This window comes from Aurantimonas endophytica (genome assembly GCF_014196845.1).
In the GTDB taxonomy this organism is placed as follows: Bacteria; Pseudomonadota; Alphaproteobacteria; order Rhizobiales; family Rhizobiaceae; genus Aurantimonas; species Aurantimonas endophytica.
In genome coordinates, this window is the sequence record NZ_JACIEM010000001.1 from 1,531,194 (window position 1) to 1,550,099 (window position 18,906).

Genomic DNA, 18,906 nt, shown 5'->3' on the forward strand with positions numbered 1-18,906 from the left:
GGCTCGCGATCGGGGATTTCGGAGCCGACGCCCTCGGCGGCTTCCTGTGCTTCGATATGGCTCATCAAGGCCTCCTATTGTGCCCTGACGCGGGGATTGATCACGCCGTAGAGGAGATCCACCACGAGATTGACGAACATGATGATCATGGCGATCAGCAGCAGCCCGCCCTGCACGACCGGGTAGTCGCGGCGGAAGACGCTGTCGACCATCCACTTGCCGATGCCCGGCCAGGAGAAGATCGTCTCGGTCAGGATCGCGCCGGCGAGCAGCACGCCGACCTGCAGGCCGATCGTCGTCACGACCGGGATCAGCGCGTTGCGCAGCGCGTGGACACCGACGACGCGGCGCTGGCCGAGCCCCTTGGCACGCGCGGTCCGGACGTAATCCTCGCCCAGCACTTCCAGCATGGCGGATCGGGTCTGCCGGGCGATCACCGCGAGCGGAATGGTAGCCAGCACCACCGCCGGCAGGATCAGGTGCGACAGCGCCGAGGTGAAGGCCCCGGCCTGGCCGGAACGCAGCGAGTCGATCAGCATGAAGCCGGTGGTTGAGGGGAAATAATAGAGCAGCGAAATGCGCCCCGAAACCGGGGTCCATTGCAGGACGCCGGAGAAGAAGATGATCAGGAGGAGGCCCCACCAGAAGATCGGCATCGAATAGCCGACGAGGGCAGCGCCCATGATCGACTGGTCGAACCACGAGCCGCGCTTCACCGCCGCGAAGACGCCGGCCGGAATGCCGAGCACGATGGCAAGGACGATGGCGCAGAAGGCGAGTTCGAGCGTCGCCGGGAACAGCGTCAGGAACTCGTCCAGCACCGGCCGCCGCGTCGTGATCGACTGGCCGAAATCGCCCTGGAAGAGCCCGGTGAGGAAGTTCCAGAACTGGATGTAGATCGGCTGGTCGTAGCCGAGCAGTGCGGAGAGTTCGGCGTGGCGCTCCGGCGTCAGACCCCGCTCCCCCGCCATGATCAACACCGGATCGCCGGGCAGCAGGCGAATGAAGAAAAAGGCTACCAGTGCGACGCCAATGAAGGTGGGCACCAGAACGGCGAGACGACCGACGAGAAAACGTAACATGGAACCGTTCTACACGTTTTTGCGGGCGGCGACATGTTGCCGGGCGCCGTTGGCGTGGGGAGCAAGGCCCCTAAACGAGAGAGGGGCGGCTGTCGCCACCCCTCTCCCTTTTCCACAGATTGCTCCGCTTACTCGGTGATGTCGACGCCGTCAAAGGTCATGTCGCCGAGCGGGCTCTGGACGAAGCCGGTGACGTTGGAGCGCATCGGCACGTAGACGACCGAATGGGCGATCGTCGCCCACGGCGCCTCACGCTTGAAGACGACCTGCGCCTCCTCGTAGAGCTCGGCGCGCTCCTCCTGCGTCGGCTTGGACTTGGCTTCCTGCACGAGGGCATTGAACTCCTCGTTGCACCACTGCGCGCGGTTGGCGCCGCCAACCGCATCGCAGCCGAGCAGCACGGCCAGGAAGTTGTCCGGATCGCCATTGTCGCCGGTCCAGCCGAGCAGCACCGCGCCGTCACGGTCGGTCTGCGACGAACGCTCCAGATACTCGCCCCATTCGTAGGTGACGATCTCGACATTGACCCCGATGGCGCCGAAGTCCGACTGGATCAGCTCGGCCATGCGCCGGGCGTTCGGGTTGTACGGCCGCGACACGGGCATCGCCCAGATCTTCATCGAAAGGTCGGTGACGCCGGCTTCCTCGAGCGCCGCCTTGGCTGCCTCGGGGTCGTATTTGTCGTCTTCCAGCGTGTCGTTGTACGACCACATCGTCGGCGGGATCGGCGCCTTGGCGACCTGGCCGGCGCCCTGGTAGACCGCGTCGATGATCGCCTGCTTATTGATCGCCATGTTGAGCGCGCGGCGCACTTCCGGCTTGTCGAACGGCGCCTGCTGGGTGTTGTAGGCGAGGAAGCCGATGTTCAGGCCTTCCTGCTCCATCACGGTGAGATCCGCGTTGTTCTGCAGGCTCTCGAGGTCGGCGGGATTCGGGTAGGACATGATGTGGCATTCGCCGGCGAGCAGGCGCTGCTGGCGCACCGACGCGTCGGTGGTGATCGCGAAGACGAGGTCGTCGATCGGCTGGACGCCGCCCCAGTAGTCGTCGAAGGAGGCGTAGCGGATCACGGCGTCGCTCTGATAGGCGACGAACTCGAACGGTCCGGTGCCGATCGGGGCCTGGTTCAGCTGCGCCTGCTGGTTGTTCTCGGCGAGCTGGTCGGCATATTCCTTGGAAAGGATCGAGGCGAACGGCATCGCCAGATTGGCGATGAACGGGGCTTCCGGGCGGGCCAGCGTGAAGCGAACCGTCATGTCGTCGACCTTCTCGACGGACGTCACGAGCTCCGGCATCGACATGGAGTTGTAATACTCCCACGACGCGCCGGCGACATACTGGTGATACGGATTGTCGGTCTTGCCCTGGCGTTCGAAGGAGAAGATCACGTCGTCGGCGTTCATCTCGCGCGTCGGCGTGAAGCTGTCATTGGAATGAAACTTGACGCCCGGCCGCAGCTTGAACGTGTACTGCAGCCCGTCTTCCGAAATCTCCCAGCTTTCGGCCAGGCCCGGCTCGACCTCGGTCGTGCCCTTCTTGAATTCGGTCAGGCGGTTGTAGATCGGGTGACCGGACGCATCGAAGGTGGTGCCGGCGGTGTACAGCGCAGGGTCGAAACCCTCGGGCGAGCCTTCCGAGCAATAGACCAGCGTCTTGGCCGAAGCAGCGGATCCGAGCGCCAGCGTCAGAGCGGTGGCGGCGAGGACCCGGGTCAACAATTTCATGGGTGAACTCCCGAAAAGGCAAGGCGGGCAACAGCGCCCGCCGGAAGCGCGCATCCGACAAGTTTTGCGTTTTCCATGCAAGCTTAATTTTTGACCACTTACTCAAAAACGATGGCCGGAGCCTTGGCCCCGCCCGCCGCATCCCGGTCCATTTCGGCGAGCGTCCGCGCGGCGATGTCCCGATAGACCGCGGCGTGTCGGCTTTCGGGTTCAGCGACGACGATGGGCCGTCCCGCATCCGACGTTTCCCGAATCACCATCTCCAGCGGCACCTCGCCCAGGAACGGCACACCCAGGCGTTGCGCCTCGGCCTTCGCGCCGCCATGGCCGAAGATGTCGTAGCGCGCGCCGGTATCGGGCGCGATGAAATAGCTCATGTTCTCGACGATGCCGAGCACCGGCACCTCGACCTTCCGGAACATGGCGAGGCCCTTGCGCGCATCGATCAGCGCGAGATCCTGCGGCGTCGACACGATGACGGCGCCGGCCAGCGGCACCTGCTGGGCCATTGTCAGCTGGGCATCGCCGGTTCCCGGCGGCATATCGACGACGAGCAGATCCAGCGTGCCCCATTCGACCTCCCGGAGCATCTGCGTCAGCGCGGACATAACCATCGGACCGCGCCAGATCATCGGCGTCTCCTCGTCGACGAGGAAACCCATCGACATCGCCTTCAGCCCGTAGGCTTCGAGCGGGATCAGCATGCGCCCGTCGCCCGAGCGGGGCTTTTCCTTCAGGTTGAGCAGGCGCGGGATCGATGGCCCATAGATGTCGGCGTCGAGAATCCCGACCTTGAGCCCGAGCGCGGCGAAGCTCAGCGCGAGGTTGACGGCGGTGGTGGACTTGCCGACGCCGCCCTTGCCGGATGCGACGGCGATGATCCGATCGATGCCGGGAACGCCCGGCTTGGACGTTGCCGGACGCGGGGCGCCCGAACCGCCGGCGGGCGCGGCACCGGAGCGGATCGCCTGGCCGGGCCTTCCCGGCTGCTGGGGCGGGACCGGCTGCGGCGACCGGGACGGCGTGCCCGCCGCCTTCTCGGCGGTCAGCGCCACGAGGGCGCTGGCGATCCCGTCGATCGACACGACGCGCCGCTCGATCTCCCGGCAGAACGGCTCGAAGCGATCGGCTTCCGCCGCCGGTACGGACAGCGAGAAGAACGCCTTGCCGTCGGCGATGAAGATATCCGACACCATGCCACGGGAGACGACGTCGCCCTTGCCGTCCGGGGCATCGAGCCCTCGCAGCAGTTCATGGATCGCGGATTTTTGTGCGTCGCTCAATGCCTGTCTCCATGCTGTGGCGGTCGCCATTGCCGTCGCAGATAACCCGCCTGCCAGGCAGTTCCAACGGCTGGGGCGCGGATTGTCCGGCCAGGGTCCGGATACGGGTGCCGTTCATCCGGCAACCGGCCTATGATCAGCGGATGGATGAGGTACCCGAAAACACGCCCGAGACAGCCGGATCACCGCGACCGGCTTCGCTGCTCCAGCCGGTCGACGAACAGGCCCGGGCGCTGGCGCGGCGCCTGCTGCGCGAGGCGCGCCACGGCGCGCTGGCCGTCGTCGGCCCCTCCGGTCATCCTGCGGCAAGCCGGGTGCTCCTCGCTACCGATTTCTGCGGCAACCCGGTGATACTGATCTCGAACCTGACGGCGCACGCTGCAGCGCTCGCCGCCGATCCGCGCTGTTCGATCCTCGTCGGTGAAATCGGCAAGGGCGATCCCCTCGCCCACGCCCGCCTGTCGCTCACCGCAACGGCCGCGCCGATCGATGCCGACGCTTCAGAGCGGCCGGCGCTGAGGGAGCGCTTCCTGTCGCGCCACCCCAAGGCGGCGCTCTACGCCGACTTCGCCGACTTCCACTTCGTCCGCCTGCAGCCGCTGGGCGCCGCGCTCAATGGCGGTTTCGGCCGCGCCTACGAGCTGGGTCCGACGGATTTCGTCGACGCCCCGGCCGCGGGGATGGAAGCCGCCGGCATTCGCGCCCGCGACCACATGAACGCCGATCACGCCGATGCCGTGGACCAGATCGCGAATCGTGTCGGCGAGGCCGGCGCCGGCTGGCGTATCGTGACGATCGACGGCTCCGGGTTCGAGATCGGCCGGGGCGACCGGCTCCGGCACGTGGCGTTTACGCTCGACCCGGCCGGCTCCGGCGGCTTCCGGCAGGCATTTGTCGCGCTTCTGGCTGCGGCCCGGACGCCGGAGGGCGGTGCCGTCGCATCCTAAGGCTTGTAGCCTTCCGGGCAGGTCGCGCGGAAGCGCCGGTTGTCGCTGCGCAGATAGATGCACTGGCCGGGACTGCTGGCGGCCAGGCCGAGGACGCGATCGCCTGCAGACGGAGTCGGTTCGGGAACCGTGCCTACGGTGAACGGGGCGACCTCCGCGCCTTCCAGCCCGAAGACCGCCCCGAAGACGGGGGGCAATCCGGCACCGGAACAGCCCGACAGGAACGCGCTGCAGACGAGCACGGCGCCCAGCGCACGACGGCTACGCCGCCGGAATTTCGCTTGAGAAAGATCGCTTGGCACTTCCATGGGTCCCCGCTTTCCGTGCAGCCGCATCTTGTAGCTCCGCCGTTTCTCCGCGGCAAAGCTCGAGCACTAAAAAGGCCGCCGGGATCTTGCCCCGACGGCCCTCCAGTAATCGTTATCGTGCGGAGATCGGCCGAGCCGATCAGTAGCCCGCCGGGCAGCGGTAGATGTTGCCGTCGGAATAGCGGCAATATCCCGGACGCTCCTGCGAACGACCGACGACGTTGCCGACGACCGCGCCGGTGCCTGCGCCGATGGCGCCGCCGATGAGCGCGCCGCGTGCATCACCGGTGATGCCGGCGCCGATGGCCGCGCCGCCAAGACCGCCGATGCCGGCGCCGCCTGCCGTGTAGCGATCTTCCGTCGTGCAGCCTGACGCCGCCAGCGTCAGCGCGGCAACTGCCGCCAATGAAAGCTTCCTGATCATTCCCAACCTCTCACTAAAAACTCGTCGTCCCGGTTCGAAACGATAGAAGATGACATTCGTTCCGTCACGCGGGAAAGTGCGCTCAGCGGGCGGCAACGATCTGCGGTTCGGCGTCGAACGTGATCAGCAGCTGGCCGGACCGGCTGACTGCCCAGTCGATCGAGGCCGATTGCTCGAAGACTTCCTCGTCCACGGCCTTGCAGGCCCCGAGGACGCGGCGGTCCGTCGAGCCGCTCAACCGGATCTGCAGCGGCAGGTCGTTCTGACATTCCGCCAGCGTCTCGTACGCCGGCACGGGGACCGGGATTTCCTTACACAGCGTGGCGTCGCTCGAGCAGCCGACAAGCAACATGAAAGCAGCAACGTGTTCCATGAAAACCTCTCCTTTGGTCAATAAATGACCGGTCGAGAGATTCGTTCCGGGGCAATCTGCAAGGAACGTCACGAACGTGTGACAGATCGGAAATGGCTCCGGAGTGCATCCGAAAGCGACGGAGAAAGCTCAGGCGGACTCGACCGAGGTGCGCGAGATGATCTCGTACTGGGCGTCGGGAATGGTCAGCGTGTAGCGGATGCCGCCCGGCAGATAATCGAGTTCGGCCTCTCCGCCGACCGCGTTCGGCACGATCCGTTCGAGCGTGGAGGTTCCGAACCGGGCATCGCGTTCCGCACGCACCCTGGGCCCGTTTCGCTCCTGCCAGATCAGCAACAGGCTTTCGCCCTCGCCCGTCTTCTGGAAGTTGGCGGTGATCGACACCTGCCCGCCGGGCACGGACAGCGCCCCGTAGGAGGCGGCATTGACCGCCAGTTCGTGGAGAGCGAGCCCTACATGCAGCGAAGCCGTCGGCGACAGATAGACGTCGGGCGCCTCGACCTCGATCTGATCCATGCCGTCGGGTGCGTAACGTTCGACCTGCATGGTCACGAGGCTCATCAGGTCGGCACCCCGCCAGTCGGCATCGGTGACGATGTCCTGCGAGTAGGACAGAGACTGGATGCGCCCTCGGAAGCGCACCAGGAATTCCGGGACGGTGACCGAATGACGCGCGGTCTGGCTGGCCAGGCTCTGAATGATTGCCAAGAGATTCTTGGAGCGGTGCGACAGTTCCCGGAGCAGCGTCTTGAGCGTCTCCTCGCGACGCTTCTGCTCGGTGATTTCGAAGGAGGTCCCGATGATCCCGCAAACCTCCCCATCCCGATCCCGGTCGACGTCGATGCGAACGTCGTACCATCGTAAGGAGGGTCCGGCGGCCAGGGACAACTCGAAACGGGCCGGACGCAAGCTGCGCAGCACTTCCCGCTTCATGGCGGTGGCACGCTCGGCGGCCGGGACGGAAAGGATATCGCCGTCGCTCTTGCCCTCGCCTGCGCCGGCAAGCCAGGAATCGCCGGCGTTCGACACCCAGCAGTAACGCAGATCGCGATCCTGGGCGAACACGGACATCTCCGTGTTGCCTATCGCTCGCATGACCTTGTCTGCCAACATCAGCCGACGCTCGAAAAATGCACTGCGCTATCCGGGCTCGAAGCAGACCGAACCCGACGATGAGCAACGGCGTATAATGCTTCTCGCCGCCGTAGCGGATCCTGTCCAACCGGACAGGCGGAGAACACGCGCCGGCGCGTGAAATGAAAGTGCATGCCGACCGGGCAAGCCCGGCCTGTGACAGCACGAGGCCGACTATCGCCTGCCCGCCCGATCCGAAGTTCGTTGGGGCTTGCCATAGCCGGCACGTCGACCGCGGCCTAGGCCGCGGCCTTCCTGTCTGACTCGAAGAACAGCGCCTGACTGATCAGCGCCTTCACCATGTCCGGATTGAAGGGCTTGGTGACGAGGAAGGTCGGCTCCGGCCGTTCACCCGTCAGCAGACGCTCCGGGAACGCGGTGATGAAGATCACCGGCACCGACACCTTGGCGAGAATGTCGTTGACCGCATCGATGCCCGAGCTGCCATCCGCCAGCTGGATGTCCGCCAGCACCATGCCCGGCTTCTGCTTGTCGAACAGGGCGAGCGCTTCCTTGTGGGTCCGCGCGACGCCGGTGACGGTGTGCCCGAGGCTTTCCACCATCTGCTCGATGTCCATCGCGATCAGCGGCTCGTCCTCGATGATCATGATGTCGGTGGAGACCTGACGGCCGATATCCGAGCTCGCCTGATCGATCAGGCGGGAGAACTCGGCGTCGCCGAGGCCCAGGATCAACGCCGCTTCGTCGGTGGTGAAGCCCTCAACCGCGACCAGCAGGAACGCCTGACGGGGCAGCGGGGAGATGGCGCGCAGATTGCGCGAGGCCTTCTCTTCCCAGGCCGAGGTCGGGGCATCCTCGCGGATGTTCACCTCGACCGACTGCCAAAGCGACGAGAACAGCTTGTACAGCGAGATGCGCGGGGTTTGATCGTCGGGAAACAGGCTAGGATCAGCAATCAGCGTTTCCAGAACCGCCGCGACATAGGCGTCGCCGCTGGCCTGCGAACCGCTGAGGGCCCGGGAATAGCGCCGGAGATATGGAATGTGAGGCGCTATGCGGGATGACATCGACATGAAAACTCCCCTCGTGTCGACCTAAGGATAAGGCACGAATGGGTGCTGAATGCCCCGGCGCCGGAAAAGTTCCTCATCCTTATTGGGAACTTTGGACCGTGACGGATGTTCACGCTTTCGGATGCTCCTGTGACAGCTCTTTGGGTCGAGGGAGACATTCTGGAGGGGTAGGCTTGAGAAGCGCAGCAATGATTTTATGTAACTGTCGTCGTGCGACGCCGGAGCGTGGCGTGGCACCTGCCGGTGGCAAGAGACAAAGACAAGTCGAGACCACGTATGGATGATCGCGACACGAAGGATCCAATGTTTCAGGAAAAGCAGCATCAGCGATCTCCGACGCCCACTCCCCAGTTCGGCGTGCAGACCGCGATAGGTAAGCGCCTCAAAGCCTATTACGATGACGTCGCCAGCGAACCCGTTCCGGACCGCTTCCTGTCGCTTCTCGACGCGCTGGACGCGGCGGAATCGGCATCGAAGAATGCGGACCGCAAATAGGTTCATTGATGAGCGAACAGCAAGATTTCCGCCGGGAACTGATCGCGATCATTCCCAACCTGCGAGCCTTTGCCGCCTCTCTGTCCGGATCGTTCGACCGGGCCGACGACCTGGTGCAGGAGACGCTCGTCAAGGCTTGGGACAAGCAGCACACCTTCCAGCCGGGCACGAACCTGAAGGCCTGGCTCTTCACCATCCTGCGCAACGAGTTCTACACGCAGATGCGCAAGAAGGGCCGTGAGGTACAAGACGTCGACGGCATTCACGCGATGCAGCTTGCAGGCCATCCGGAGCAGCAGGGGCATCTCGACCTGCAGGATTTCCGCAAGGCGCTCGACATGCTGCCGGATGACCAGCGCGAGGCGCTGATCCTCATCGGCGCGTCGGGCTTCTCGTACGAGGAAGCCGCCGAGATCTGCAAATGCGCGGTCGGCACGATCAAGAGCCGCGTGTCGCGTGCGCGCACCCGGATCGCCGAGATCCTCGGAATCGAGGGCGACGGCGAGTACGGACCCGACTCGATCTCCTCGCAGATTATCGGCGTCGCTCCGGCAGCCTGATCCCCCAACAATCCGCGACCGGGCGGGAACCGCTCGGTCGCGAAATAGTTTCAATCAACACCGGTGGCGGATCGGGCGATTTCCTGTCCCGCCAGTTTCTCAGTCTTCGCTAAGTGGGGTGCTCCATGGCTTCCGATATCAGTTCAAACGACGTCAAGATGGCAGGCAAGTCGAGCGGTCAGGGGTCGCACGAAGGCAAGCACGACATCGAGGCGGAGCTGGCTCGGCTGCGCGAGGATGTCAGCGGCCTCGCCGAGGCCCTGAAGGCGGAGGCTTCGCATCGGGCCGATGGCGCTCGCCAGCAGGCTTTTGCCCTCCGTGACGACGTGCGCGAGCGCGGCGAACGCTACATGCGCCAGGCGCAGGATGCTGCGTCCGATCTCGAAGAGCAGCTCAGCGAGAAGGTTCGCGCCGAACCGATCAAGAGCGTGCTGATCGCTGCCGCCGCAGGCTACCTCTACGCACGTCTGTTCCGCCGCTGAACATGGTGCTGCAGCTGATCACCAGGCTTATCACGGGCGAAGCTGGCACCTACCTCGTGCGGATGCGTCGGCTCGCCGGCCTCTACTCCGCCATGGCGCTCCTGGGCGTCATCACGCTGGCTTTCCTCCTCGGGTCGCTCTTCATCTTCCTCGCCGACCACTTCGGCAGCCTGGCGACGGCCTTGGGATTTGCCGCGTTCTTTTTCGTGCTCTTCCTGGGGGTCTGGATCATGACGGTCATGGTCCAGCGCACGCCGACACGCCGGGCCGACGACCGCCTGCAGAGCGACATCGCCTCGATCGCAGGCGTCGCCGCCCTCACCAACGCGCCGCTTCTGCTGCGGTCAGTCCGCCGCAACAAGAAACTGCTGCTGCTCCCGGTCGTCGGCGCGACCGGTTTCGCGATCTGGCGGGCGGTCACCACGTATCGGGAACGCATCCGATAGGCATCTCGCCCGTTACCGTTTCAACGGTGCGTTAGAGCATCAATTGAAACGATCTCTCTTTTTCAGGACAGAAAATAATGCCAGAGCCCAAACTCAACCCCCAGGACGCTCGTCAGGGTGAAAAGGGGACGCCGGTCCTTCGGATACTGCTCGTCGCACTGGCGCTCTGCGCAGTAATTTTCATCGGTCTCGGCATCTATGGCTGGGTGCTCCCGGATGCCGACATGGCTGTGGAGGGCGAGTCGACCACGACGGCACCTGTCGACAATGCCGAGCCGACCGGCACGAACGTCACGCCGGGCGAGGACACGACCGCGCAGTAGGCCATAAAGGCAGCCGATCGAAGCGACGGCTGCCTTTTTCTTTGCCCCATTAGCCGAGACGGAGGTTCCCATGTCGAATGCAGGCAACGGCGGAGGCGACCGGGCGACCGCCGGAGGCACCAACGTAACCGGCGACGCGGATATGTCCGGCGTCAGCCAGCCGGTCACGGAGGCCGAAATCGAGGACATCATCAACAGCCCCGACATGCTGATCGAGGAAAAGCAGGCGCGGCTGGAGGAATTGTCCCGGCGCGTCGGCTACCGGGAGCCGGTAGATGAGGGCGAGGATTTCAATCCGTTGGGTCTGCAGATCAGCGAAGCGCTGAACCTGCTTGCCGACGGCGGCCACACCTATTCCGCCGTCGATGAGACGGACCTGGATCCTGAAGGTCCCACGGGTGCGCCAGAGGATGAAAACGGGTCTTCCCGCTAGCACTCTGCCTGCGCGGCTGTCGGGCTATTTCGCAAGGGCCACAGTCGGTTCGGAAGCCGGCACGAGGTAACTGGCTTCCGCCGGCACCAGCACGTTGAGCGCCTGTGGCTTGATCTCCACCAACATACTGGGTTCCAGCCGGGTGAGTTCCCCGTCGCGGACTGCCCTCTTGTCATGATGCCGGCCATTGTATTCGAACGCGACCTTGTGCGCCGTCAGGACCTCCAGATGCGGGTTCTGCCGCCATGACCCCCGCAGGATGTCGAACGTCAGTTTCATGACGGCGCGCGGCGCCTTCACCCGGCAGATGTAGACGCCGAGGACGCCGCCTCTCGGATCGTCCGCGTAAGGTACGTGGCCCTCCCCGTAAAGATTGTTCGAGATGGCGACGGCAGGGCTGGAGATGCGCTGCTGGGCACCGTCGATCTCGATGACGAGTTCTACCGAAGGCAATTGCTTCAGCGCCAGGAAGACCGCGCGGCTCGACGCGATGATCTTGCCGATGCGCGAGCGGTAGGTGAGGCCTTCACGCATCCGCACCATGCGCGCATGCAGGCCCACCGCGAACTGGTGGACGAACGGCTCTCCGTTGACCGTGCCGACGTCCACGGCCAGCACCTGTCCCGACGCCAGCGCGGCGATCGCCTCGGTCAGATCGAGCGGTATCTGAAGCGTGCGGGCGAACAGGTTCATCGTTCCCGCCGGCAGGATCGCCAGAGCGATGCTCTTGCCGGTCAGCGCCATGGCGGCCGCTGAGACCGTCCCATCCCCGCCACCGACCATCAGCACATCGATGTCCGTGCGCTCGGATGCGCTGCGGATCGTGTCGACGATGGCCTTGCCCTTGCACCGCTCCACCGTGATTTCGTGACCGTGAACCTGGAACTCGTCACGGATCAGCGCCGCCAGCCAATCCAGATCCAGCGTCTTCAGCGTGCCGCCATCCTGGTTGAGCAGCGCGAGAATCTTCATGTACGTCCCCAGTCGGCGAGATGTGGTCGAGGATCTTCCGGACGAGACAGTCGCGCCACGCTGCCGCCGCTGCACATAACCGCTTATCGCCGAAGCGCCAGTCCGCGCAATGCCGTCGCGGCAATGGTTGCCAAATGGAACCGTTGCCGTGGCGTCTCCGTTCTCGCCGCAAGGTCACGCAGGCGCGCGGCCGTAAACTGGAGCACGACATGATCGAATGGATCGTCATTTTGCTGATCGTGGCCGCGATAGCGAGCCTTCTCGGATTCCGCGGCGTAGCCGGAGTTTCGGCAGGCATAGCCAAGGTGCTCATCTTCATTGTGCTGATCGGCCTGCTGCTGATGCTGATCTTCGGCGTGCTGGTCTTCGCCTGATCCGTCGGCGCTGGAAGGTCATCCGGGGAAGGCAGGGGGCGGCCCAAGAAAGATCGGTTTCGGGGAACCGAAAGGTCTTTGGGCGGTTCTATCCCCATAGGCGTCACGATCACGAGAGCTAAGTTAGCATTTCGTGATCGTGACCGCGTCTATCCCAAGAATAGACAAGGATGTTTTTCATGATGCGCAAGCTTTTCGCCACCACGGCCCTAGCCGGAATTCTCGCGACCTCGGCATATGCCCAGGACGCAGCTCCTGCCAACACCACCCCTGTCGCACCGGATGCCGCTGTGACCATCGACTCCGATGCAGCGGCGACCGCGCCTGCTGCCGGCGAGCACGCTGGAATGGCGCAGGGCGACCATATGCAGTCGCTGACGGAAGAGCAGCATCTTGCCTCCGACCTGATCGATATGGCGATCTACCAGAACGCCGCAGCCGATGCCGAGAGCATCGGTGAGATCGAGAACTTCCTGGTCGGCAATGACGGCAATGTCGTCGCAGCCGTGGTCGAAACCTCCGCCAGTGGCGAGAGCCGCACCGTGGCGATCCCGTTCGACCAGATCACCTGGTCGGTCGGCGAGAACAACGAGCCCCGCGCCGTGCTGAATGTCGGTGTCGAGCAGCTTGCCCAGGCACCGGAATTCGTCGAGCCCGAAGACCAGGCTGCTGCGGCCGGTACCGTGGCTGTCGACGGCGCCCCGGCCACCGGTACGGCCTCCGCGCCAGTTGCCGGCACGGAGCAGACGGCCGCCACCCCGCCGGCCGCCGCCACTACGGAGACGGCAGCAGCGACGGACGGCGAGTATCCCTCGCAGGTCGGCGCCGACCAGTTCCTGGCGGATAACCTGATGAGCGCCGAAGTGCGCAGCGGCGCTGGCGACGATGCCGAAGAGATCGGCACGATCAGCGACCTCGTCATGGCCTCGGATGGCCGAGTTGAAGCGGCCGTCATCGGCGTCGGCGGCTTCCTCGGCATCGGCGAAAAGGACGTCGCTGTCCCCTTCGACCAGCTCCAGATGACCCGCGACGATGACAACGACCTTGTCGTCGCGACGGCCATGACCCGCGAGCAGCTCGAGCAGGCCCCGTCCTTCGAGGTCGCCGACGACAACGCCACCATGGCGGCCGGCGAGCCGGCGGCAACCACCGGAGCAGCAACGGGCACGGCCAACCAGATGACCGCGACCGATCCGGCCCAGACCGAAGTCGTCGCACCGGGCGGTAGCGTCGCTGGCGCAGGTACCGAGATGACGCAGGCTCCAGCCGGCACCGCCGCAACGACCGGCACCGCTGCTGCAACGGGCGCCGCCACCGGCGCCGCCGACACGACCACCACGGCTTCGACCGGTGGCGAGCGTGAAGGCATGACCGCGGTGACCGACCAGTCGGAGCTGACGGCCGACAACCTCCTCGGCGCATCGGTTTACGGTCCGAACGAGGAGACCGTGGGCGACATCGCCGACATCGCGCTGAGCCCCGAGGGTCAGGTCGACGCGGTCATCGTCGATGTCGGTGGCTTCCTCGGGATCGGCGCCAAGCCGGTCGCGGTCGCCATGGACAACCTCCAGTTCATGCAGGACGCCGGTGGGTCGCTGTATCTCTATACGCAGTTCACCCAGGAGCAGCTCGAGGCGGCTCCCGAGTATGACGCGGACAGCTACGCCGACAACCGCGAAACGATGCGGATCCAGTCGGGCGGCACCGCCGGCCAGCCGGCAACGGCTAACTAAGCTTCGACTCTTCGTCGAGGAAAAGGGCTCGCTTCGGCGGGCCCTTTTTCGTTTTCCTGGTTCTACGCTTCCCGTCGATGCCGCGCTTGTGATCTCCAGGCAAGGCAGGGTTACACTTCGTAATCTAAGAACGGCATTCTCGCCCGAATATCCGCTATCTTGCAGAAGAGGCGCGGTTCCCGCACCGCAAAATGCCGACGCAACGAACAAGGTGTCCATGGCCATCCTGAAGCAGGTGCTTGTCACCTTCCTCGTCCTGATCGTCGCTGCGGCGGCCTATATCAAATGGGACCCGAGCGCCGGGCGGGCCGTACTCGATTCCGAGATGGCTCCTGGCTTCGTGCGCACCGCCATCCTCTTCGTGGCGCCGGAAGCCGGCGAGCCGCCAGCGGCGACGGCCGAGGGTACCGTCGGCAACCCGCGCCGCGGTAGCGGCGGCGCCACCATCGTCGTCGCCGATACGGTCGCGACCGGGGTGACCCGAACCGCGATGCGCTCCATCGGCACGGGCGAGGCCGCGCGATCGGTCGTGGTCTATCCCGACAACACGACCGGCATCATCGAAGAGGTGCAAGTCCAGTCCGGCGACCGGGTCGAGGCAGGATCGATCCTCGCACGCCTCGAGCGGGCGAACGAGGAAGTCGCGGTGGCGCGCGCCCAACTCGGCGTCGAGGCGGCCGAAGACAAGCTCCGCCGTTTCCAGCGCCTCCAGAATTCCAACACCATCACCGCGGTCGAAGTCACGGACGTGGCGCGCGAGCGCGACAATGCGCGTCTCGACCTGCAGGCGGCGGAGATCGCTCTCGGCAAGCGTGATATCCGCGCACCGATCGCCGGCCGCGTCGGCATCGTCAGCGCCGACCAAGGCGATCTCGTCGGCAACGATACCGTGATCGCGACCATCGACGACCGCAGCCAGCTCAAGGTGGTGTTTTTCACACCGGAGAGCTTCGTGCAGGACCTGGAGATCGGCGCGCCGTTGCAGGCCGTATCCACTGCCCGGCCGAACCGTATCCACGAAGGGCGGATTGTCGCCATCGACAGCCGTCTCGACGAGGCAAGCCGGACGCTGCGCACGGAGGCGATGATCGAGAACACGGAGGACCAGCTCCGGCCCGGCATGTCGTTCTCCGTGTCGCTGGAGCTGGATGGCGAGACGTTCCTCTCCGTCGATCCGCTGGCGGTCGTCTGGGAACGCAACGGACCGATCGTCTGGAAGATCGTCGACGAAAAGGCCGCGAAGGCGCCGGTCCGCATCGTCGAGCGCAATATCGACCGCATCCTCGTCGCCTCGGACACGCTGAAGGAAGGCGACCTCGTGGTGGTCGAGGGGCTGCAGACGGTACGCGAGGGAGGCCCCGTGGAAATCCAGCGGGTGCGGCCGGTGCCTGCCGCGGCGGAAGAGACCTCGCCTGCCGAGGGGGTCGCGCTCGAGACGCCGCTCGGAGAAGAATCCGCGACGCCTGCCCCCGCCCCTCTCGACCGGGCCGCAGCCGCGCAGCTGCCTGGGCCCGGAACCGGCCCAAGCGGCAGCGCAAGGACGACGACCCGATGACCACGCCGGCGCCGCCCAATTCCAGGCCCGACGGTATCACCGCCTTCACCAGCCTGTTCATCAGGCGACCGGTGCTGACCATCGTCATCAATCTCCTGATCGTGGTCGCCGGCCTCGCCGCCTTCAGCGCGATCGAGATTCGCGAACTGCCGAATGTCGACCGCCCGGTCATCAGCGTCTCCGTCACCTTCGACGGCGCCTCGCCGGAAACCGTCGACCGCCAGATCACCAGCCAGATCGAGAGCGCCGTCGCGCGGGTTTCGGGCATTTCCTCGGTTTCGTCGCGATCACGCTTCGGCGACAGCCGCACGACCATCGAATTCACCGACTCCACCGATCTGAACGTCGCCGCCAGCGACGTGCGCGACGCCGTCAGCCGCATCTCCGACGTCCTGCCCGAGGGTGCGGACGAGCCGCGCATCGTCAAGGCCGACGCCGATGCCGACGCGATCATGCGCCTGGCGATCACCGCGCCCGGCATGCCGATCGAGGATCTGACGACCCTTGTCGACGACCGCATCGCGGACCAGCTCGCCGCCGTCGAAGGCGTCGCCGACCTGCAGGTCTACGGCGACCGCGAGCGGCTGATCTATGTCGATATCGACCCCGACAAGCTGGCGACCCGCGGCTTGACCCTCGGCGACGTGTCGACCGCGTTGCAGAATGCGGCGATGGACGTGCCGGCCGGCTCGCTGGCGTCACCGACACAGGACCTGATCGTCCGGGCCGACGCCAACGTCTCCTCCCCTGCCGAATTCGAGGCCATCTTCCTCGACGAGCGGACAAGGTTGCGCGACGTCGCCGCCGTGCGCTTCGGGCCGGACGATGCGGCCTCGCAGCAGCGGGTCAACGGCCAGACCGGCGTCGGTCTCGGCGTCGTCCGCCAGGCCGGCTCCTCGACGCTCGACATCTCCGAAGGCGTCCGCGCCGAGGTCGAGAACCTCAACCGCACGCTGCCGGACGGCGTGACGATCCGCGTCACCAGCGACGATGCCACCTTCATCGACGGCGCCATCCACGAGGTCGAGATCGCCCTCGGCCTTGCCGTCGTCATCGTCGTCTTCGTGATCTTCCTTTTCCTGCTCAACGTCAGGGCGACGATCATCCCGGCAGTGACCATGCCGATCGCCCTGATCGGCGTCATGGCCTTCATCTATCTCGTCGGGTTCTCCATCAACATCCTGACGCTGCTGGCGCTCGTGCTGGCGACCGGCATGGTCGTCGACGACGCCATCATCGTGCTGGAGAACATCGTGCGTCGCCGCGACATGGGCGCGAAGCCCAAGGCGGCTGCCGTGCTCGGAACGCGCGAGGTGTTCTTCGCCGTCATCTCCACGACCGCGACGCTCGCCGCCGTGTTCGTGCCGATCTCCTTCCTGCCGGGCCAGGCGGGCGGGCTGTTCCGCGAATTCGGCTTCGTGCTGGCGATCGCGGTGGTCATCTCCTCCTTCATCGCCCTCACCCTCTGCCCGATGCTCGCCGCGCATTTCCTGAAGGCGCGCGAGGACGAACGGGCGCCCGGCTTCTTCCAGAACGGCATGCGATGGATCGGCAGCCGGCTGGCCGGCTTCTACGCGATCACGCTGCGGTTCTGTCTCGCCTTCCCGCTGCTGATCGTCGTCATAGCCGGGCTGTTCTCCTTCCTCGCCTACGTAACCTTCCTCTCGATGCCGCAGGAGCTGACGCCGACCGAGGATCGCGCCGTCGTCCTGATGAGCATCGACGCGCCGCAGGGCGCGAGCCTCGACTACACCAACGGCCAGCTGCGTCGTATCGAGGACGTCGTGCTGCCGTACGTCGACAGCGGCGAGGCGACGAACGTCTTTGCGATTTCCGGCCGCGGGTCGGCCAATTCCGCCTTCCTGGTCGTGACCCTAGCCGACTGGGCCGAGCGGGAGCGGACCCAGCAGGAAATCGTCGCGGAGATCAACGGCAAGGTCCAGCAGATCGCCGGTGTCCGGGCCTTCGCCATCCAGCCCAATTCGCTGGGCATCCGCGGCGGCGGCCGCGGCTTGCAGTTCGCCGTCGCCGGCCAGAATTTCGAGGAACTGGCCACGACGGCCGAGACGCTGCTCGAGGCGATGCAGGCCGACGGGCGGTGGGGGAACGTGCGCCTGTCGGAGAACGCCACCCAGGCGCAGCTCTCGGTGCTGATCGACCGGGCCCGGGCCTCCGATCTCGGCATCGACATCGACGGCCTCGCGACCGCGATGCAGGCGTTGCTCGACGGCCGCGAGATCGGCCAGACCTATGTCGAGGATAAGGAAGTGCCGATCAAGCTGATCTCCACCAGCGATCCGGTGAATGATCCGGGCGACATGCGCAACATCTTCGTCAAGGCCAGCGACGGCCGCATTGTGCCGATGTCGACGGTGGCGACGGTCGAGGAACGACCCATCGCCCCGACGCTCACCCGAGAGGATCGTGCGCGGGCGGTGGCGCTGTCGGCACAGCTGCCGGACGGCTATTCGATCCAGTCCGGCTGGCTGGACCTCCAGGCTTTCGCCGCAGACATCCTGCCGGACAACCAGCGGCTGATCCCGCTGGCCGAGGCGGCCACGATCGACGAGACCAACAGCGGCATGGCGCTGGTCTTCGCCTTTGCCATCGTGATCATCATCCTCGTGCTCGCTGCGCAGTTCGAGAGCTTCGTCTCGTCCTTCATCATCATCGCCACCGTGCCGCTGGGCGTTGCCTGTGCGATCTTCGCGCTGAGCTTCTTCGGCATGAGCCTCAACCTCTACAGCCAGATCGGACTGGTGCTGCTGGTCGGCATCATGGCGAAGAACGGCATCCTGATCGTCGAGTTCGCCAACCAGCTCCGCGAGGAAGGGCTGAGCGTACGAGAAGCTATCGAGCAGTCCTCGCTGATCCGCCTGCGCCCGGTGATGATGACGATGATCGCGACCGTCGTCGGCGGCCTGCCGCTGGTATTCGCCTCCGGCGCCGGCGCCGAGGCACGCATCGCGCTGGGTTACGTCATCGTCGGCGGGCTGGGCCTCGCGACGCTGTCGACCCTCTACGTGACGCCGGTTGCCTATCTGATCCTCGGCCGCTTCTCGACCCCGAATGCCGACAAGACGGCTCAGCTCCAGCGCGACATCGCGACAGCGGAACGGCAGGAAGCCGATCGTCGTCGCATCGAGGACGGCGCGAGCCCGCAGGGAGCCTGACAGGCACGGATAAGCCTCGCCGGGAGTCAGGAGACCGCGGCCTGGGGCTTT

Annotated in this window: 20 protein-coding genes; 11 read left to right on the forward strand and 9 right to left on the reverse strand. The window is 65.5% G+C overall.

Going from position 1 to position 18,906, the window contains the following annotated elements:
- Nucleotides 1–74: 74 nt before the first annotated feature.
- The 3 genes from GGR03_RS07475 to apbC form a co-directional block, all read right to left on the reverse strand.
- Nucleotides 75–1,082, reverse strand: coding sequence for an ABC transporter permease subunit (locus GGR03_RS07475; RefSeq protein WP_183206897.1), 1,008 nt, complete (start codon nt 1,080–1,082; stop codon nt 75–77).
- Nucleotides 1,083–1,210: 128 nt separating this feature from the next.
- On the reverse strand, nt 1,211–2,806 hold the full coding sequence (locus tag GGR03_RS07480; protein WP_183206898.1) for an ABC transporter substrate-binding protein: 1,596 nt from the start codon (nt 2,804–2,806) through the stop codon (nt 1,211–1,213).
- A 98-nt stretch (nt 2,807–2,904) separates the two neighbouring features.
- Entirely contained in the window at nt 2,905–4,089 is a 1,185-nt protein-coding gene (gene apbC / locus GGR03_RS07485; RefSeq protein ID WP_246367626.1) for an iron-sulfur cluster carrier protein ApbC, read from the reverse strand.
- Between the two features lie 143 nt (nt 4,090–4,232).
- Between apbC and GGR03_RS07490 the strand changes: the two genes are divergently transcribed.
- Nucleotides 4,233–5,036, forward strand: a complete 804-nt coding sequence (locus tag GGR03_RS07490; protein WP_183206900.1) for a HugZ family pyridoxamine 5'-phosphate oxidase — start codon at nt 4,233–4,235, stop codon at nt 5,034–5,036.
- Here GGR03_RS07490 and GGR03_RS07495 read toward each other — a convergent pair.
- The 5 genes from GGR03_RS07495 to GGR03_RS07515 all read right to left on the reverse strand — a co-directional run bounded on the left by GGR03_RS07495 (nt 5,033) and on the right by GGR03_RS07515 (nt 8,309).
- Nucleotides 5,033–5,371: a hypothetical protein gene (locus GGR03_RS07495; protein ID WP_183206901.1), complete on the reverse strand. Its 339-nt coding sequence runs from the start codon at nt 5,369–5,371 to the stop codon at nt 5,033–5,035. The two genes, GGR03_RS07490 and GGR03_RS07495, sit on opposite strands and share 4 nt — an antisense overlap.
- Before the next feature lie 112 nt (nt 5,372–5,483).
- The gene (locus GGR03_RS07500) at nt 5,484–5,750 is read right to left on the reverse strand and encodes a glycine zipper domain-containing protein (protein ID WP_246367627.1); all 267 of its coding nucleotides are present in this window, start codon (nt 5,748–5,750) and stop codon (nt 5,484–5,486) included.
- 100 nt (nt 5,751–5,850) lie between these two features.
- Nucleotides 5,851–6,141: a hypothetical protein gene (locus GGR03_RS07505; RefSeq protein WP_183206902.1), complete on the reverse strand. Its 291-nt coding sequence runs from the start codon at nt 6,139–6,141 to the stop codon at nt 5,851–5,853.
- Nucleotides 6,142–6,270: 129 nt separating this feature from the next.
- On the reverse strand, nt 6,271–7,212 hold the full coding sequence (locus GGR03_RS07510; protein ID WP_246367628.1) for a sensor histidine kinase: 942 nt from the start codon (nt 7,210–7,212) through the stop codon (nt 6,271–6,273).
- Nucleotides 7,213–7,514: 302 nt separating this feature from the next.
- Nucleotides 7,515–8,309, reverse strand: coding sequence for a response regulator (locus GGR03_RS07515; RefSeq protein ID WP_163042406.1), 795 nt, complete (start codon nt 8,307–8,309; stop codon nt 7,515–7,517).
- 276 nt (nt 8,310–8,585) lie between these two features.
- Between GGR03_RS07515 and GGR03_RS07520 the strand changes: the two genes are divergently transcribed.
- The 6 genes from GGR03_RS07520 (at nt 8,586) to GGR03_RS07545 (ending at nt 11,048) form a co-directional block, all read left to right on the forward strand.
- Nucleotides 8,586–8,804, forward strand: coding sequence for a NepR family anti-sigma factor (locus tag GGR03_RS07520; RefSeq protein ID WP_246367629.1), 219 nt, complete (start codon nt 8,586–8,588; stop codon nt 8,802–8,804).
- 8 nt (nt 8,805–8,812) lie between these two features.
- A complete protein-coding gene (locus tag GGR03_RS07525; protein WP_183206904.1) occupies nt 8,813–9,364 on the forward strand; it encodes a sigma-70 family RNA polymerase sigma factor in 552 nt (183 codons plus the stop codon).
- A 125-nt stretch (nt 9,365–9,489) separates the two neighbouring features.
- Nucleotides 9,490–9,846, forward strand: a complete 357-nt coding sequence (locus tag GGR03_RS07530) for an ElaB/YgaM/YqjD family protein (RefSeq protein ID WP_183206905.1) — start codon at nt 9,490–9,492, stop codon at nt 9,844–9,846.
- Between the two features lie 2 nt (nt 9,847–9,848).
- A complete protein-coding gene (locus tag GGR03_RS07535; protein WP_183206906.1) occupies nt 9,849–10,292 on the forward strand; it encodes a hypothetical protein in 444 nt (147 codons plus the stop codon).
- A 77-nt stretch (nt 10,293–10,369) separates the two neighbouring features.
- The gene (locus tag GGR03_RS07540; RefSeq protein ID WP_183206907.1) at nt 10,370–10,615 is read left to right on the forward strand and encodes a hypothetical protein; all 246 of its coding nucleotides are present in this window, start codon (nt 10,370–10,372) and stop codon (nt 10,613–10,615) included.
- Nucleotides 10,616–10,685: 70 nt separating this feature from the next.
- A complete protein-coding gene (locus GGR03_RS07545) occupies nt 10,686–11,048 on the forward strand; it encodes a hypothetical protein (protein WP_183206908.1) in 363 nt (120 codons plus the stop codon).
- Between the two features lie 24 nt (nt 11,049–11,072).
- On the opposite strand, the gene GGR03_RS07550 is transcribed toward GGR03_RS07545, so the two are convergent.
- Nucleotides 11,073–12,020: a diacylglycerol/lipid kinase family protein gene (locus GGR03_RS07550; protein ID WP_183206909.1), complete on the reverse strand. Its 948-nt coding sequence runs from the start codon at nt 12,018–12,020 to the stop codon at nt 11,073–11,075.
- 209 nt (nt 12,021–12,229) lie between these two features.
- On the opposite strand from GGR03_RS07550, the gene GGR03_RS07555 reads away from it, so the two are divergent.
- The 4 genes from GGR03_RS07555 to GGR03_RS07570 all read left to right on the forward strand — a co-directional run bounded on the left by GGR03_RS07555 (nt 12,230) and on the right by GGR03_RS07570 (nt 18,855).
- Nucleotides 12,230–12,394 carry a DUF1328 domain-containing protein gene (locus GGR03_RS07555; protein ID WP_183206910.1) on the forward strand — a complete coding sequence of 55 codons (165 nt, stop codon included), beginning with the start codon at nt 12,230–12,232 and terminating at the stop codon, nt 12,392–12,394.
- Nucleotides 12,395–12,573: 179 nt separating this feature from the next.
- Nucleotides 12,574–14,127: a PRC-barrel domain-containing protein gene (locus GGR03_RS07560; RefSeq protein WP_183206911.1), complete on the forward strand. Its 1,554-nt coding sequence runs from the start codon at nt 12,574–12,576 to the stop codon at nt 14,125–14,127.
- Nucleotides 14,128–14,344: 217 nt separating this feature from the next.
- A complete protein-coding gene (locus tag GGR03_RS07565) occupies nt 14,345–15,682 on the forward strand; it encodes an efflux RND transporter periplasmic adaptor subunit (protein WP_183206912.1) in 1,338 nt (445 codons plus the stop codon).
- Nucleotides 15,679–18,855: an efflux RND transporter permease subunit gene (locus GGR03_RS07570; protein WP_183206913.1), complete on the forward strand. Its 3,177-nt coding sequence runs from the start codon at nt 15,679–15,681 to the stop codon at nt 18,853–18,855. The genes GGR03_RS07565 and GGR03_RS07570 overlap by 4 nt, the downstream gene beginning before the upstream one ends.
- Nucleotides 18,856–18,906: the final 51 nt, after the last annotated feature.